The organism is Serratia sp. NGAS9, from assembly GCF_009905295.1.
GTDB lineage: Bacteria > Pseudomonadota > Gammaproteobacteria > Enterobacterales > Enterobacteriaceae > Serratia > Serratia bockelmannii.
The window spans coordinates 5079777-5093385 of sequence record NZ_CP047605.1; the positions used below are offsets into that span (position 1 = coordinate 5079777).

Sequence of the window (13609 nt, forward strand, 5' to 3'; positions counted from 1 at the left end):
AGGGCAGGGCCGCCACCCTACTCTTCCAGCGCTTCAGAGCCACCCTGATCCAGCGGCACATCCGGCTCAGCCGGCAACACCATGTAGGTGCCTTCGAATACCGCGCCCTTATCCTCGTCGCCGAACAGATGCACTTCGGCGTGCACGCGCGCGCGGCGGCCGCGCGCCAGACGCGCCAAATCGCCGCTCAGCGAGCCCAGATCCGCCACCGCACGCGGCCTGCCGGTAATCGGTTTGCTGTAGCGAATGTGCGCGTCCGCCAGAATGATGGTGCCGCCGAGATGGCGCTCGCGCAGCAGCAGCCAAATCAGCCCCCAGGCGGTCAGCGTCGCCAGCGAGAACAGGCTGCCGGCGAACAGCGTGTGGTGCGGATTCTGGTTGCCGATCTCCGGCATGGTGGTGACGAAGCGCTGGCCGGTGTATTGGCTGATGCGCACGCCCATCTTTTCGCTCAGCGGAATGTGTTCATACCAGGCCTGCTGCAATTGGCCGCACCAATCAGGGCGATGCAGGATATCGTCCAGCGTCGCCACCGGTTTGATCATTAAAAAGTGACGGATCGGGGTGGTCTGCGGCGCGGTGATCTCGCCCTGATTGACGAAGCCCAGCTTGGCGAAGAAATCCACCGCGTCTTCACGGGCGCTGCACACCACCCGCTTCACGCCTTCCTGCCGCGCGACGGACTCCAGCGTTATCGCCACCAGCGTTCCCAACCCTTTATCCTGCAACGTCGGGTCTACCGCTAGAAAACGGATCGCCGCCTCGTTGTCGGCATTGATATACAGCCGCCCGATGGCGACAATTTTACCGGCCTCGTCCACCACCATTTGGTGATGGGCCATGGCGTCATAGGCATCCTTTTCCGAACCCACCGGCTGGTGCAGCGGCTTGCGCAGCATTTCCCAGCGAAACTGGTAATACTCCTTCAGTTCTTGCTCTGTTACGGGTACTCGTAGGTGATACATAGACGCCTGTTCTCCGAATGCTTAGACCTGTAGCCAGAATGTCACCGGACCATCGTTGACCAGCGCCACCTGCATGTCGGCGGCGAACTCGCCGGTCTGGGTCTCTACGCCGCGTTCACGGCATTGGCCTACAAAATATTGATACAACCGATCGGCTTCCTGCGGCGCGGCGCCGCGAGAAAAGCTGGGCCGCATGCCCTTCTGGGTGTCCGCCGCCAGGGTGAACTGCGAAACGACCAGCACGCTGCCCCCGGCCTGCTGGACGTTGAGATTCATCTTGTCGTTTTCGTCGCCGAAAATGCGGTATCCCAACACGCGTTCGCACAGGCGCTGCGCTTTTTGCTCGTTATCGCCCTGCTCCACGCCCAATAACACTAACAAACCGGGGCCAATCTTGCCTACTGTCTCGCCACCCACCGTGACGCTGGCGTTTAACACCCGTTGAATCAACGCAATCATTCCTGCTGCCCTTCTGGTTTTTGTTCCTGTTGCTCCGCCTTCTGCCGACGGTAGTCGCGGTATTCGCCGATGGTCACGGTGATTTCCGCACCGAGTAACACGATACACCAGCTCCAATAGACCCACAGGAATAAAATCGGGATCACCGCCAGCACGCCGTAAATCAGCTGATAGGAGGGGAACATGGTGACGTACAGCGCGAATCCCTTCTTGCCCAGTTCGAACAGCAATCCGGCCACCACCGCGCCAATCAGTGCATCTTTGGGCGGCACGCGCACCGTCGGCACGATGCAATACAGCAGCCAGAAGGAGATGCACGACAAAATCAGCGGGAAGATGCGCAGCACCTGATCCACCAGGCCATTGACGCCGGTCTGCGCCAACCAGTTGAGCGACAGCAGGTAAGAACTGATGGCCATGCTGGCGCCCACCAGCAGCGGCCCCAGCGTCAGCACCATCCAGTACACGGCGAAGGAGAAGACGATCGGCCGCTTGTTCTTGCTGCGCCAGATGGTGTTCAGCACGCTGTCCACCGAGGAAATCAACAGCAGCGCGGTAACGATCAGCCCGCAGGTGCCGACGGCGGTCATCTTGTTGGAATTGGCGACGAACTGTTCCAGGTAGTTCTGGATCACATTGCCGGCGGCCGGCACGAAATTGGAAAAGATAAAGCTCTTCAGCTGTTCGCTGATGTCGGAAAACATCGGGAAAGCGGCGAACAGGGCGAACACCACGGTGACCAGCGGCACCAGCGACAGCAGGGAAACGTAGGCGAGATGGCCCGCCAACATCGTCAGGCCATCGTGGTCGATGCGTTGGTACAGCAGCCGTCCGAAGGTGACGCTTGGCTTAATCGCAGAGGGTAGCTTCTTGCGGCGGAAAAACGACATGGTCACTCCTTGATGTCCGTTGATACGCCTTAAGCTTAACGCGCTCTGCACTCATTGAGCAAAATAGGCCGGCACCACGTCGCGATCGGTGACGTGCACCGTCTTGATTCCCAGCGCCTGCGCGGCGAGGACGTTCGCCGGATGATCGTCAAAGAACACCGCGTCGGCGGCAGCGGTGTTTTCCGCGGCCAGCACATGCTGGTAGATGTTGGCTTCCGGTTTGCGCATGCCGAGATCTTGCGACAAATAGAGATGATCGGCGGCGGCGGCCACTTCAGGGTAGTGCTGCGGCCAGTAGTTGCAGTGCAGACGGTTGGTGTTCGACAGCACCACCACCCGGTGGCCTTCGTTGCGCAGGCGCTGCATGATGTCGATCACCTCCGGGCGCAGCGCGACGAATACCGCCTGCCAACCGGTGGCGAACTGCTCAAAGCTGAGCGCGATGCCCATTTCATCGCACAGTTTGCCGGCGAAGTCTTCATCGCTGATTTCACCGCGCTCATGCTGCTGGAACACCTCACCCATGGTGAAACGATCGGACAGCACCGCCAACGGCGTGCCGCTCAAATTGCTCCACACACCCAGCACACGCTTGAAATCGATATCGACGATCACATTACCTAAATCAAAGATATACAGCATAGTCCTCTCCTATGGGCCGGTGAGATTTCACTGTAGCGGGAAAAGGAACAGCTGAACAGGGAACGAACGGAAAAGCGCATAGCGCGCCGCACAAACGGGGAACAACAGAGGAAAAAACTCAGGGCGCGAGAACCGCGCCCTAAGCAGGGGACACTCAATCAGCGATTAAGCATCTTTTGGACCGCGGCTGGCACGCTTACGATCGTTTTCCGTCAGGTGACGCTTACGGATACGGATCGAGGTCGGCGTCACTTCTACCAGTTCGTCGTCATCGATGAACTCCAGAGCTTGCTCCAGGGTCATTTTGATGGCCGGAACCAGGGTAGTCGCTTCGTCGGTACCGGAAGCACGCATGTTGGTCAGCTTCTTACCGGTCAGGCAGTTTACGGTCAGGTCGTTGGAACGTGAGTGAATACCGATGATCTGGCCTTCATACACTTCCGCACCGTGGCCCAGGAACAGCTTACCGCGATCCTGCAGGCCGAACAGCGCGAACGCGACCGCTTTGCCCTGGCCGTTGGAGATCAGCACGCCGTTCTGACGCTGGCCCACTTCGCCCGGACGCACGTCGTCGTAGTGGCTGAAGGTGGAGTACAGCAGACCGGTTCCCGAAGTCATGGTCATGAATTCGTTACGGAAGCCGATCAGACCGCGGCTTGGGATCACGTAGTCGAGACGCACGCGGCCCTTACCGTCCGGATCCATGTTTTTCAGGTCAGCTTTACGCTCGCCCATCGCCTGCATCACGGAACCCTGATGCTGCTCTTCGATATCCAGCGTCACGTTCTCGAATGGCTCCTGCTTGCGGCCATCGATTTCGCGGAAGATAACTTTCGGACGGGAAACCGCTAGCTCGAAACCTTCACGGCGCATGTTTTCGATCAGCACCGACAGGTGCAGTTCACCACGGCCGGAGACGCGGAAGGCGTCCGCATCGTCGGTTTCTTCAACGCGCAGCGCTACGTTGTGCACCAGCTCTTTGTTCAGACGGTCAAGGATCTGACGCGACGTCACGTACTTACCTTCTTTACCGCAGAACGGCGAGGTGTTGACGTTGAAGAACATGGTGACGGTCGGTTCGTCGACGGACAGCGCCGGCAGCGCTTCTACGGCATTGGTGTCGCAGATGGTGTCGGAGATGTTCAGCTCGCCCAGGCCGGTGATGGCGATGATATCGCCCGCTTCCGCCAGGGTGCTGTCGATACGCTCCAGACCCAGGTGACCCAGCACTTTACCCACTTTACCGTTGCGAGTTTTACCTTCGCTGTCGATGATGGTGACCTGCTGGTTCGGCTTCACTTTACCGCGCTTGATGCGGCCGATGCCGATAACGCCCAGGTAGTTGTTGTAGTCCAACTGGGAGATCTGCATCTGGAATGGCGCTTCCAGCTCAACCTGCGGCGCAGACACATGGTCGACGATCGCCTGATACAGCGGGGTCATGTCTTCCGCCATGTCGGTGTGGTCGACGCCGGCGATGCCGTTCAGCGCAGAAGCGTAGATGATCGGGAAGTCGAGCTGCTCGTCAGTCGCGTCGAGGTTCACGAACAGGTCGAACACCTGATCCACAACCCAGTCAGGGCGCGCGCCAGGGCGGTCAACCTTGTTGATGACCACGATCGGCTTCAGACCGTTGGCGAAGGCCTTCTTGGTCACGAAGCGGGTTTGCGGCATAGGGCCATCCATTGCATCCACAACCAGCAGCACCGAGTCAACCATCGACATCACGCGCTCTACCTCACCGCCGAAGTCGGCGTGTCCTGGGGTATCCACGATGTTGATACGGTAACCATTCCAATTAATGGCGGTGTTTTTTGCGAGGATGGTAATCCCACGCTCTTTCTCCAAATCGTTGGAGTCCATTACGCGTTCGGTCGCTTCCGCACGCTCTCCGAAAGTACCGGATTGTTGCAGCAGCTTGTCAACCAGGGTGGTTTTACCATGGTCAACGTGGGCAATAATGGCGATGTTACGCAAATTTTCGATCACAGCTTTGCCTCGGGCATTAGAAATAGCGCGCTATTGTACACGTATTAAGCGAGGGACTAAACAAGATCACAACCATCTCTTATAAACAACCGCGCACCGGTCAGTTTGTGATCCCTTTCACGGTGCAAAAAGCCGCAATCGTTGCACTTTTGCACCATTTCAGTGCCCACGCCCACCCTGATTGCACCATAACAGTGCAATTTATCGCTGATGGTGCATACTGTGGCTGGGTAAAACCCGCGCAGAAAGGCGATGAACGCCTTTTTAAAAAGTTGGCACGCTTTTCGCTTTAGTCTTTTCAAGGCGAAAAAAAGCCAGTTCCACAGATTCGTTCCACGACGACGACAATGATAAACCGGGAGAGTTAAGTATGTCCGCTGAACACGTTTTGACGATGCTGAATGAGCATGAAGTGAAATTCGTAGACCTGCGTTTCACTGACACCAAGGGTAAGGAACAGCACGTGACTATCCCGGCTCATCAGGTAAACGCCGACTTCTTCGAAGAAGGCAAAATGTTTGACGGCTCCTCTATCGGTGGTTGGAAGGGCATCAACGAATCTGACATGGTGCTGATGCCGGACGCCAGCACGGCGGTTCTGGATCCGTTCTTCGAAGAACCTACGCTGATCATTCGCTGCGACATTCTCGAGCCGGGCACCATGCAAGGCTACGATCGCGACCCGCGCTCCATCTCCAAACGCGCCGAAGACTTCCTGCGCTCCTCTGGCATCGCGGACACCGTCCTGTTCGGGCCAGAGCCTGAATTCTTCCTGTTCGACGACATTCGCTTCGGCAGCAGCATCCGCGGTTCCCACGTGGCTATCGACGACATCGAAGGCGCCTGGAACTCCGGCACCCAATACGACGGCGGCAACAAAGGCCACCGTCCGGCGGTGAAAGGCGGTTACTTCCCGGTTCCACCGGTCGACTCTTCGCAGGATCTGCGTTCCACCATGTGTTTGACCATGGAAGAGATGGGCCTGGTGGTTGAAGCGCACCACCACGAAGTGGCGACCGCCGGTCAGAACGAAGTGGCAACCCGCTTCAACACCATGACCAAAAAAGCCGACGAAATTCAGATCTACAAATACGTGGTGCATAACGTGGCACACGCCTTCGGTAAAACCGCGACCTTCATGCCGAAGCCTATGTTCGGCGACAACGGTTCCGGCATGCACTGCCACATGTCGCTGTCCAAGAACGGCACCAACCTGTTCGCCGGCGACAAATACGGCGGCCTGTCTGAAACCGCGCTGTTCTACATCGGCGGCATCATCAAGCACGCCAAGGCGATCAACGCGCTGGCCAACCCGACCACCAACTCGTACAAGCGTCTGGTACCGGGCTACGAAGCGCCGGTGATGCTGGCCTACTCCGCCCGTAACCGCTCCGCGTCCATCCGTATCCCGGTGGTCGCCAGCCCGAAAGCGCGCCGCATCGAAGCCCGCTTCCCGGATCCGGCGGCTAACCCATACCTGTGCTTCGCCGCACTGTTGATGGCCGGCCTGGACGGCATCATCAACAAGATCCACCCTGGCGACGCCATGGACAAAAACCTGTACGACCTGCCGCCGGAAGAAGAAGCCGAGATCCCAAAAGTGGCCGGCTCGCTGGACGAGGCGATGGCCGCACTGAACGAAGACCGCGAGTTCCTGACCCGCGGCGGCGTGTTCACCGACGATGCGATCGATGCCTACATCGAACTGCGCAAAGAAGAGATGGACCGCGTTCGTATGACGCCACACCCGGTTGAGTTCGAACTGTACTACAGCGTCTAAGCCCTACCCGCGCCGTCTGCGCAGGCGGACGGTGCCCATATTTTTGTTATCGCTTTTTTGTTGCCGTGGAAACTTTCAGCCCATCTTCGGATGGGTTTTTTTCTCCACCGTATTTTCTGCAAAACTATTCCATACCGCGCCGATCCCGGATGGAGTAGGATAGATGCACTAAAAAGGTGCAGGAGTCTGCTGTATGGCAACTGGCAAGCTGCCCGATGCTGGGCAGATCCTCAATTCACTCATCAACAGCATCCTGCTGTTGGATGACTCTCTGGCGGTTCACTACGCCAACCCGGCGGCACAGCAGCTGCTGGCGCAAAGCTCCCGCAAGCTGTTCGGCACGCCGCTGCCCGATTTGCTCGGTTATTTTTCGCTGAACGTCTCTCTGATGCGTGAAAGCCTGCGCGCCGGGCAGGGCTTCACGGACAACGAAGTGACCCTGGTGGTCGACGGCCGCGCGCATATCCTTTCCCTGACCGCTCAGGCGCTGCCGGAAGGCTATATCCTGGTCGAGCTGGCGCCGATGGACAATCAGCGCCGCCTGAGCCAGGAACAGCTGCAACATGCCCAACAGGTGGCAGCCCGCGATCTGGTGCGCGGTTTGGCGCACGAAATTAAAAACCCGCTGGGCGGCCTGCGCGGCGCAGCGCAGCTGCTGGCCAAAGCGCTGCCCGATCCGGCGCTGACCGAATACACCAAGGTGATCATTGAGCAGGCCGATCGGCTGCGTAATCTGGTGGATCGTCTGCTCGGGCCGCAGCGGCCCGGCCAGCATATTACCCAGAGCATTCATCAGGTCGCGGAGCGCGTCTGCCAACTGGTGTCCCTGGAAATGCCGGATAACGTCACGCTGGTGCGCGACTACGATCCGAGTCTGCCGGAAATGGCTCATGACCCGGATCAGATAGAACAGGTGCTGCTGAACATCACCCGCAATGCGCTGCAGGCGCTGGGCGAGGCGGGCGGCACCATCACGCTGCGCACCCGCACCGCGTTTCAGATTACGTTGCACGGTACCCGCTACCGCCTGGCGGCACGTATCGACGTCGAAGACGACGGCCCCGGCGTGCCGGCGCAGCTGCAGGACACGCTGTTCTACCCGATGGTCAGCGGCCGTGAAGGCGGTACCGGCCTGGGATTATCCATCGCCCGCAATCTGATCGATCAGCATTGCGGAAAAATTGAATTCAACAGTTGGCCAGGTCATACCGAATTCTCGGTCTACCTGCCCATTCGTCAGTGAGGTTTGCTATGCAACGAGGGATAGTCTGGATCGTCGATGACGATAGCTCCATCCGCTGGGTGCTTGAGCGCGCGCTCACCGGCGCGGGCCTGAGCTGCGCCACCTTCGAAGGCGGCAATGACGTGCTGGAAGCCTTGGCCACGCAAACCCCCGACGTGCTGCTATCCGATATCCGCATGCCGGGTATAGACGGTCTGGCGCTGCTCAAACAGATCAAACAGCGCCATCCAATGCTGCCGGTGATCATCATGACCGCGCATTCGGATTTGGACGCCGCCGTCAGCGCCTATCAGCAAGGGGCCTTCGACTACCTGCCGAAGCCGTTCGACATCGACGAAGCAGTGGCGCTGGTCGAGCGCGCCATCAGCCATTATCAGGAGCAGCAGCAGCCGGTGCGCAGCCAGCCGGCCAGCGATCCGGCGGCGGACATCATCGGCGAAGCGCCGGCGATGCAGGACGTATTTCGCATCATCGGCCGGCTCTCGCGTTCGTCGATCAGCGTGCTGATCAACGGCGAATCCGGCACCGGCAAAGAGCTGGTGGCGCATGCGCTGCACCGCCACAGCCCGCGCGCCAAGTCGCCGTTCATCGCCCTGAACATGGCAGCCATCCCCAAAGACCTGATCGAGTCGGAGCTGTTTGGCCACGAGAAAGGCGCCTTCACCGGTGCGAACCAAATCCGTCAGGGACGCTTTGAACAGGCCGACGGCGGCACGCTGTTCCTCGACGAGATCGGCGATATGCCGCTCGACGTGCAAACGCGCCTGCTGCGGGTGCTGGCGGACGGCCAGTTCTACCGGGTCGGCGGCTATGCGCCGGTGAAGGTCGACGTGCGCATCATCGCCGCCACGCACCAAAACCTGGAGCTGCGGGTACAGGAAGGCAAGTTCCGCGAAGACCTGTTCCATCGCCTGAACGTGATCCGCGTACACCTGCCGCCGCTGCGCGAGCGCCGGGAAGACATCCCGCGGCTGGCGCGCCACTTCCTGCAGATCGCCGCCAAAGAGTTAGGCGTCGAGGCCAAGAACCTGCATCCGGAAACCGAAACCGCGCTGACCCGCCTGCCCTGGCCGGGCAACGTGCGCCAGCTGGAGAATACCTGCCGCTGGCTGACGGTGATGGCCGCCGGGCAAGAGGTGCTGATTCAGGATCTGCCGAGCGAACTGTTCGAAACCGCCGCGCCGGAGAGCCCCAGCCACAGCCTGCCGGACAGCTGGGCCACGCTGCTGGCTCAGTGGGCCGATCGCGCGCTGCGTTCCGGTCATCAAAACCTGCTGTCGGAAGCGCAGCCGGAGATGGAGCGTACGCTGCTCACCACCGCCCTACGCCACACCCAGGGGCACAAACAGGAAGCCGCACGCCTGCTGGGCTGGGGGCGTAATACTCTGACCCGCAAGCTCAAAGAGCTGGGCATGGAATAGGAGCGTGGGTGGATGATGAAAAACGCAGTCCGGCGCACAAAAAAACGCCAACCTCAGGCTTTACAGCCGGAGCGGGCGCAGTATGATCGTGTCGCACACTCTGGAGGTTGACGATGCTGGACTCATTCATCGTGTTCATTTCTCAGGGCGCGGAGCTGGGCTCCGCCGCCAGCCACACCCCGCAGGCGGCGGTCGCCGCGGTGTTGTGCGCCGCGCTGATTAACTTCTTCAGTTAAAAAAACAGCCGCATCAGCGGCTGTTTTTTCATCCTCAGATCACCCGAGAGAACTGCTGGCTGCGCGCCTGTTGCCGCAGATAGCGGTCGAAGCACATGCAGATATTGCGGATCAGCAAGCGCCCGCGCGGCGTGACGCGAATGCCTTGCTCGTCGCGCTCCACCAGCCCATCGCGTTCAAACGGCGCCAGCAGCTGCAGGTCTTCGGCGAAGTAAGCGGTGAAATCGATGCCGTATTGCCGTTCAAGCGGCTGATACGCCAATCGGAAGTTACAGATCAGCGTTTTGATCAGATCGCGCCGCAGGCAATCGTCGTCCGTCAGCGCCAGCCCGCGCCACAGCGCGTTGCCCTGCGCCTGCACGCTGTCATAGTAACGCTTCAGCTCTTTCTGGTTCTGCGCATAGCTGTCGCCGAGCATGCTGATGGCCGACACGCCCAGCCCCAGCAGATCGCTGTCGCCCTGAGTAGTGTAACCCTGGAAATTGCGGTGCAGCTTGCCTTCGCGCTGCGCGATCGCCAGCTCGTCGTCCGGGCGGGCAAAGTGATCCATGCCGATGAACTGATAGCCGGCGTCGGTCAGGAACGCGATGCTCTGCTGGAGGATATCCAACTTCTGCTGCGCGCCCGGCAGATCGGCGTCTTTGATTTTGCGCTGGGCGGCGAACAAGTTGGGCATATGCGCGTAGTTGAACACGCTGAGGCGATCGGGATTCAGCTCAGCCACCCGCTGCAGCGTGAAAGCGAAGCTTTCCGGCGTCTGTTTCGGCAGGCCGTAGATCAGATCGATATTGGTTGAGCGGAAGCCCAGCGCTTTGGCCCGCTCGATCAGGGCGAAAATAAAGGCTTCGTCCTGCTCGCGGTTGACCAGCTGCTGCACCTGCTTGTTGAAATCCTGTACCCCCATGCTCAGACGGTTAAAGCCTTCAGCGCGTAAATGATCGAGCACATCCAGCTCTATCTCGCGCGGATCGACCTCGATCGACATCTCCGCATCGGGCAGGAAATCAAAGTGTTCGCGCAGCAACGCCACCAGCCGGCTGATTTGCGCTTTGTCCAGGTAGGTTGGCGTACCGCCGCCCCAGTGCATCTGGCCGACTTTACGGCCGGCGAACAGCGGCGCACGGCTGGCGATCTCTTGCGCCAAAACGTTCAGATATTCGTCGGCCTTGTGCGTCTGGCGCGTCACCAGCTTGTTGCAGCCGCAGAAGTAGCACAGCTTATGGCAGAAGGGGATATGCACGTACAGCGACAGCGGTCGCTCAGGATAGCGCGCAGCGGCGCGTTGAAACGCCGCTTCGTCGTAGCACTGGTTAAACTCCAGCGCCGTGGGGTATGAGGTATAACGCGGCCCTGAGTAGTTATATTTTTGGATCAGGGCCAAATCCCAGACAATCGTCTGCTCTGACATGCTCACTCCTTCCGATATCTTTTTCTACCGGGCCGGGAGAGAGGCGGTTGTCTGCGCTGTCTGGCCACGGAAGCACTGCGAAAACGCGCTTTGCGCTTAGACAGCCGCCATAGTTTACCGAATAACCACAGCAGATAACACATCAAGAGTAGGGCTATTGTCGGGATTAGCCACATGGCGCGTTAAAAGGCGTCTTTCGGATTGCCGCCTTTCAGCAGCTTCAGAATATCTTCCTGCTTCTCTTCTTCTTCGTCGTCGTCTTCACCCAGTTCGATACCCAACACGTCCATCAGCACATCGATGCGATCCAGCGTTTTATCGACATAGGTCTGCTCTTCCGCGTTCAGCGTTTCGCCGTCGTCGATGCGATCCAGCAGCGCGTTCAGGCGCTCGTCATTTTCCAGCTTCGCCAACTCTTCTTCCGGCGACAGGCGTGGTTTCGCTTCGGCCTTCGGCTTCGGCTGCGGTTTGGCCTTCACTTTGGTTTCGTCGACCACCAGCGCAACCGGCACTTTACTGCCGATACGTGGATCTTTGGCTTCTGCCGCCGATTTGTTCTTCTGGCTGCCGGACTCGACCTGGGTGCGCGAACCGGAAGCGAGGCCGCGGCGCTTTTTCAAGCGTTTGCGCTCACGCGCTTCCTGATCGAGCTCCATACGGCTTTTCTTTTTCGTTTTTGACTTCGCCGCGCTGCCGCGAGGTGCTTTTGATGGCTGGTTCATAGCGTGTGCTCTTAGGTATGTAGATTCAGTATAGAATTGCGGCGGAATCTAGCAGAAAGCGGACAAAGAAAAAAGGCGGCAGGTTAAACCTGCCGCCTATTTCGCACCTTCTTGCGAAGGATATTCCTGTTACGCGCTCCTTGCGTACATGCAACATCCCGGTTTTTCCTTCTGCTATAACCGCATTCCCTGCCACTACGTCCTTCATCCTGAAAGGAAAATCGTCCATGGCGCAATCCATTCGCATCCGCTCTTCCCGAGCGCGCTTCCTGCGGGCATCCAAACTGCCGATACTTCACCATCCGATGTGCCTGCCGCCTGTTCCGGTGCGAAAGGGTCACTTCCTTTTGCGTTCATCCTGGCACTCATTGCACACCCTGTGCATTCCCTGAGATTTGTCATCCTTCCCGGATGTTCCCTAATCCTACGCAACCCTGCGTTAACGACTACTTTACGTTATTGTTGCGAAGGCTCAAGGCACCTGACGCCAATTTGAACGACATTTCCCTACAACGAAAAAACAACGCTTTGTTTTTAAAACAAAAACAAAAATATCACTTTCGAATAAAGCGACATTACCCGCGATTCGAATGGCAAATGTCTCACAACGCACGCGCGGCATAACTGCCGTTTTATCGCGTCCCGCCGCTTAAAAACGGAGAAACACGCCATTTTTACCGCTGATGCAGTTATAATCGCCAACCAGTTAGCCATCCTCACGGAGACGAAAAATTTTGACCAGCAAGAACTACAACTATCATGTGACCCATTTCGTCACCAGCGCACCCGATATTCGCCATCTGCCGGGGGATGCAGGAATTGAAGTCGCCTTTGCCGGCCGTTCCAACGCCGGTAAATCCAGCGCGCTGAATACGCTGACCAACCAAAAAAGCCTGGCGCGCACCAGTAAAACGCCGGGGCGCACCCAGCTGATCAACCTGTTCGAAGTGGAAGACGGCATCCGCCTGGTCGACCTGCCGGGCTATGGCTACGCCGAAGTGCCGGAAGAGATGAAGCGCAAATGGCAGCGCGCGCTGGGCGAATATCTGCAGATGCGCAACAGCCTGAAAGGCCTGGTGGTGCTGATGGATATTCGCCATCCGCTGAAAGATCTCGACCAGCAGATGATCCAGTGGGCGGTCGACGTCGGCACGCCGGTGCTGGTGCTGCTGACCAAGGCCGACAAGCTGGCCTCCGGCGCACGCAAGGCGCAGCTCAACATGGTGCGTGAAGCGGTGCTGCCGTTTATGGGGGATATCCAGGTCGAAGCCTTCTCATCGCTGAAAAAGATCGGCGTCGACAAACTGCGCCAGAAGCTGGACACCTGGTTTAACGAGATCCCGCCGGAAGTGCTGCCGGAAGACGAAACCGGCGAATAAGCCCAGGCCTAACGCCAGAGCCGATGCCTCACCGCATCGGCTTTTTTATCCCCGTCGAACGGCCGCAGACGAAATTTTTTGTTATCTAATTACAGTTTTGAAATAAAGCCATCATAAAAACTTATCGCCAGGGCTGGCTTATCTCGCCGGATTACGCGAGTCGAAAGGATGGAAGCAGGAACGAAAAGCGGTGCGGAGCGATAGGAAAAACGTATGGTTTGCTGCTGTTTTTACAATAAAAAACGCCCCAGTCAATACTGACTGGGGCGGCTAAATATTCAGCCAAATCCGATTACGTGAAGTAAAAGGTCTGAAAGATAGAACATCTTACCTCTGTACCCTACGCCTGTAACTCTACATCATTTTTTCGCAGGGCAAAAGAATTTTTTGTAGTTTACTTACACAATTTGCGGCGCAAGAACGGCGAAGTTGGGGAAACTATCGCCGAATCTTGTAGCTTAATTACGAAAAGTGC

General features: G+C 58.2%; 12 protein-coding genes. 5 read left to right on the top strand and 7 right to left on the bottom strand.

The genetic code is table 11. The annotated features are described in order from the left end of the window. Positions 1 to 17: 17 nt before the first annotated feature. The 5 genes from fabY to typA form a co-directional block, all read right to left on the bottom strand. Positions 18 to 965, bottom strand: a complete 948-nt coding sequence (gene fabY, locus GUC32_RS24075; protein WP_025304711.1) for a fatty acid biosynthesis protein FabY — start codon at positions 963 to 965, stop codon at positions 18 to 20. Between the two features lie 21 nt (positions 966 to 986). Further along, a complete protein-coding gene (dtd, locus tag GUC32_RS24080; protein ID WP_025304712.1) occupies positions 987 to 1424 on the bottom strand; it encodes a D-aminoacyl-tRNA deacylase in 438 nt (145 codons plus the stop codon). Then, positions 1421 to 2314 carry a virulence factor BrkB family protein gene (locus GUC32_RS24085; RefSeq protein ID WP_025304713.1) on the bottom strand — a complete coding sequence of 298 codons (894 nt, stop codon included), beginning with the start codon at positions 2312 to 2314 and terminating at the stop codon, positions 1421 to 1423. The genes dtd and GUC32_RS24085 overlap by 4 nt, the downstream gene beginning before the upstream one ends. A 51-nt stretch (positions 2315 to 2365) precedes the next feature. Next, positions 2366 to 2956: a glucose-1-phosphatase gene (yihX, locus tag GUC32_RS24090; protein WP_025304714.1), complete on the bottom strand. Its 591-nt coding sequence runs from the start codon at positions 2954 to 2956 to the stop codon at positions 2366 to 2368. 165 nt (positions 2957 to 3121) lie between these two features. Further along, a complete protein-coding gene (gene typA / locus GUC32_RS24095; RefSeq protein ID WP_004931243.1) occupies positions 3122 to 4945 on the bottom strand; it encodes a ribosome-dependent GTPase TypA in 1824 nt (607 codons plus the stop codon). Between the two features lie 370 nt (positions 4946 to 5315). On the opposite strand from typA, the gene glnA reads away from it, so the two are divergent. The 4 genes from glnA (at position 5316) to GUC32_RS24115 (ending at position 9625) form a co-directional block, all read left to right on the top strand. Then, positions 5316 to 6725 (top strand): glutamate--ammonia ligase, encoded by a 1410-nt coding sequence (gene glnA / locus GUC32_RS24100; RefSeq protein WP_033645173.1) that lies wholly within the window; start codon positions 5316 to 5318, stop codon positions 6723 to 6725. 193 nt (positions 6726 to 6918) lie between these two features. Continuing rightward, complete coding sequence (gene glnL / locus GUC32_RS24105; RefSeq protein WP_004931246.1) at positions 6919 to 7968, top strand: nitrogen regulation protein NR(II); 1050 nt, start codon at positions 6919 to 6921, stop codon at positions 7966 to 7968. Positions 7969 to 7976: 8 nt separating this feature from the next. Beyond that, positions 7977 to 9389, top strand: coding sequence for a nitrogen regulation protein NR(I) (gene glnG / locus GUC32_RS24110; protein ID WP_025304716.1), 1413 nt, complete (start codon positions 7977 to 7979; stop codon positions 9387 to 9389). Positions 9390 to 9502: 113 nt separating this feature from the next. Beyond that, positions 9503 to 9625, top strand: coding sequence for a YshB family small membrane protein (locus GUC32_RS24115; protein ID WP_015379453.1), 123 nt, complete (start codon positions 9503 to 9505; stop codon positions 9623 to 9625). Positions 9626 to 9659: 34 nt separating this feature from the next. Here GUC32_RS24115 and hemN read toward each other — a convergent pair whose 3' ends face one another. Continuing rightward, a complete protein-coding gene (gene hemN / locus GUC32_RS24120; protein ID WP_049209085.1) occupies positions 9660 to 11033 on the bottom strand; it encodes an oxygen-independent coproporphyrinogen III oxidase in 1374 nt (457 codons plus the stop codon). Positions 11034 to 11215: 182 nt separating this feature from the next. Next, positions 11216 to 11755: a Der GTPase-activating protein YihI gene (gene yihI / locus GUC32_RS24125; RefSeq protein ID WP_072008264.1), complete on the bottom strand. Its 540-nt coding sequence runs from the start codon at positions 11753 to 11755 to the stop codon at positions 11216 to 11218. Positions 11756 to 12489: 734 nt separating this feature from the next. On the opposite strand from yihI, the gene yihA reads away from it, so the two are divergent. Continuing rightward, positions 12490 to 13134: a ribosome biogenesis GTP-binding protein YihA/YsxC gene (gene yihA, locus GUC32_RS24130; protein WP_025304719.1), complete on the top strand. Its 645-nt coding sequence runs from the start codon at positions 12490 to 12492 to the stop codon at positions 13132 to 13134. Positions 13135 to 13609: the final 475 nt, after the last annotated feature.

Bases quoted from the DNA above. Each gene is read 5' to 3' on its own strand.
- fabY (WP_025304711.1), bottom strand. From the start codon at position 965: ATGTATCACCTACGAGTACCCGTAACAGAGCAAGAACTGAAGGAGTAT.
- dtd (WP_025304712.1), bottom strand. From the start codon at position 1,424: ATGATTGCGTTGATTCAACGGGTGTTAAACGCCAGCGTCACGGTGGGT.
- GUC32_RS24085 (WP_025304713.1), bottom strand. From the start codon at position 2,314: ATGTCGTTTTTCCGCCGCAAGAAGCTACCCTCTGCGATTAAGCCAAGC.
- yihX (WP_025304714.1), bottom strand. From the start codon at position 2,956: ATGCTGTATATCTTTGATTTAGGTAATGTGATCGTCGATATCGATTTC.
- glnA (WP_033645173.1), top strand. From the start codon at position 5,316: ATGTCCGCTGAACACGTTTTGACGATGCTGAATGAGCATGAAGTGAAA.
- glnL (WP_004931246.1), top strand. From the start codon at position 6,919: ATGGCAACTGGCAAGCTGCCCGATGCTGGGCAGATCCTCAATTCACTC.
- glnG (WP_025304716.1), top strand. From the start codon at position 7,977: ATGCAACGAGGGATAGTCTGGATCGTCGATGACGATAGCTCCATCCGC.
- GUC32_RS24115 (WP_015379453.1), top strand. From the start codon at position 9,503: ATGCTGGACTCATTCATCGTGTTCATTTCTCAGGGCGCGGAGCTGGGC.
- hemN (WP_049209085.1), bottom strand. From the start codon at position 11,033: ATGTCAGAGCAGACGATTGTCTGGGATTTGGCCCTGATCCAAAAATAT.
- yihI (WP_072008264.1), bottom strand. From the start codon at position 11,755: ATGAACCAGCCATCAAAAGCACCTCGCGGCAGCGCGGCGAAGTCAAAA.